At 34.8% G+C, this 2183-nt stretch carries 2 protein-coding genes and 1 pseudogene; 2 read left to right on the top strand and 1 reads right to left on the bottom strand.

Features of this window, described 5'->3' with window-relative positions; translation table 11 throughout:
• Positions 1-298: pseudogene (locus AC3DU7_RS31940) on the top strand (ATP-dependent helicase); the annotation flags it as partial.
• Positions 299-674: 376 nt separating this feature from the next.
• Here AC3DU7_RS31940 and AC3DU7_RS31935 read toward each other — a convergent pair.
• Complete coding sequence (locus AC3DU7_RS31935; RefSeq protein ID WP_488043245.1) at positions 675-1397, bottom strand: hypothetical protein; 723 nt, start codon at positions 1395-1397, stop codon at positions 675-677.
• A 584-nt stretch (positions 1398-1981) separates the two neighbouring features.
• Here AC3DU7_RS31935 and AC3DU7_RS31930 point away from each other — a divergent pair.
• Positions 1982-2183, top strand: a 202-nt coding sequence (locus AC3DU7_RS31930; protein WP_488043244.1) for a DUF790 family protein, incomplete at its 3' end; no start/stop codon positions are given.

Raw genomic sequence — 2183 nt, 5'->3', positions numbered from 1 at the left:
TACCAGTGAAGAGCAAACTTCTCGCAGACGTAGAGGTAAAATTAGACCGAAAAAATCTCCTAAATATCAAGCACAAGAAGAAGATAAAACAGAAGTTAAACCATTAGAGATTGTGAAGCCAGAGCCAATTTATGGAGTTAACAATTCTGTTGCTAAACGTGCTGCTGAACCAGGTAAAAAATGGGGGGATAATCAACAAAATGATGAAGATAGTTTGGAAAATCAGTTAGAAATAAAAGAAGATAAAAATTCTTCAGAAAATTCTGATAATGACATTGATATAGAAGATTTTTTCTAAGTTTTATTATTTCTCTTAGTCAGGCAACTATAGCGTTTCCCAAGGTCGTGAGGTATAGTTATCTTTTTGTCTTTTTATTCCCATATCCGGTATCCCTCAAACCTAAAATTTTGTACCTCATAAGTATGGGAATTGCTATATAGCGCTGTGCGCAGCTCATTTGGCAGTAGGCAATAGCGGTCAGACCCCGCGCCGCCGCTAGGCGCAAGCGGTCGGACCCCGCGTCGGCGTCAGACGCAAGGGAACGCCGACCAAGAGAGGGAATGCTGACCAAGAGAGGCAGTAGGGGAGATAAAAAGCTTATTATATAAAACTTTTAGCTATTGGACAGTTCCTGACATTTGTAAAGCAAGCCAGCGCACATTGCTATATTTGTTTAATTTTGGCAATACTCCTGATAACCATTAATGTAATTTTTGATAATATCTACAGCTTCTGGGCGCATATTTCTGTTTTCGGAACTAAATTCTCGATTTACAGAGTTAAAAGTTTGATAAACTTTACACCAATTATTCGTGCCAAGAGGAAAATACTTGTGCGCTACAACTAAGCTATTCACTACAGCAACTGCAAAATCTTCTTGATTCTGAACTAATGCTTTATTTGTTAAATTTAAGGCATTTATTTCTAATTCTTCATCTCCGATCTTGACGTTTTCTTTAATTGCAGAACTTTGCCTAAATGCTACTAAATAACCTAACGATAATGCCTCTTCTGCTGTCAAAATAGAGGGAGTAATTTCTGTGTACTTAATTCCATATTTGATAGCTAGGTAACCTAAATAAATTTCAGTATAATAATTATTATAACGCCAACCATGTTTTTTCACAGCCGTCATAATTAGCTGGTTAATGATTGCAACTCTTACATCATTAGAAATATTAGGATTGCCTAAAGCTTTTATCGTTTTAATATCCAAGCCATCCTCAATAGCGTGCTGAACAATTTCAACATCTTGATAAGCTTTACCAAAAGGGGTAGAAGTTAATGGACTATCTGCTAATGCTTGGGAAGTAGTTAATAAAAGGTGGAAACAGGTGACAGTAGCTCCTGTAATTCCCACAAAATTTAGTTTCATCAAATTTCTTAGATTCAACATAAATGTCAATTCTGAATACTTTTAATTTAGATTATAACAAACTCTTCAAAAATAAAAAATCAAATCAATTCCTATCCATAAATTATGTAAGTAGTCAGCTATCAGCTAATTAGTAATGAATAATTACTTCTCAGGTTTAGAAATGGTACTTTGGCAGTAAATTTTTATTCTTTCTCAATTTCAAAGGTTGCTTTTACCTCCTCCAAAATGAATAGCTGTTAACGCAGTTCCGACCATAGGAGGCTAGCTGACGGCTGTTTGCGCAGTAGTCCGCAGGAAATGCTTACTAAATCTATAAAACCCATTTTAATTCTATTTAACTATTTAAAAATAGATGGGAAGATGGGGAATATAGCGCTACGCGCAAGTCAGAAGTCAGAAGTCAGAAGTTAGAAGTAATCCCTGACGCTCGTTTGAGTGTCTATAATTGCCTTAATCTATTTGCGTAATGCTATATATCTCAAATGGGTTTTATATGCTAGTAATTTAGTCATTTTAATCACAACTATGATATTATTGCTTATTTTATTTTTGATAAAAACACCATAATAGTAGTTATAAGTCTAGATTAAATATCATAAATTATGTTACCAACTGATTTACTTGTCCATCGGCAAACCGGAGAAACAATTATTCCTCAAAAACTCAAAATTGATGCTAAAAATTTAGCCATTGCCACAGAGATGATTAATTCTTTCCAAGAAACAGTAGGGAAAACTCAAGGAGAACTTGATAAACGTTTACAAGAAATTGAAGGAGATGACCCCAACTATCGCTTCAAAAGAG

The organism is Okeania sp. (assembly GCF_983059655.1).
The sequence above is the reverse complement of the archived record's forward strand: the minus strand, read 5'-3'. Positions and strand labels throughout refer to the sequence as shown.

Coding starts and splice junctions, on each gene's coding strand:
- AC3DU7_RS31935 (WP_488043245.1), bottom strand. CDS start 1,397: ATGTTGAATCTAAGAAATTTGATGAAACTAAATTTTGTGGGAATTACA.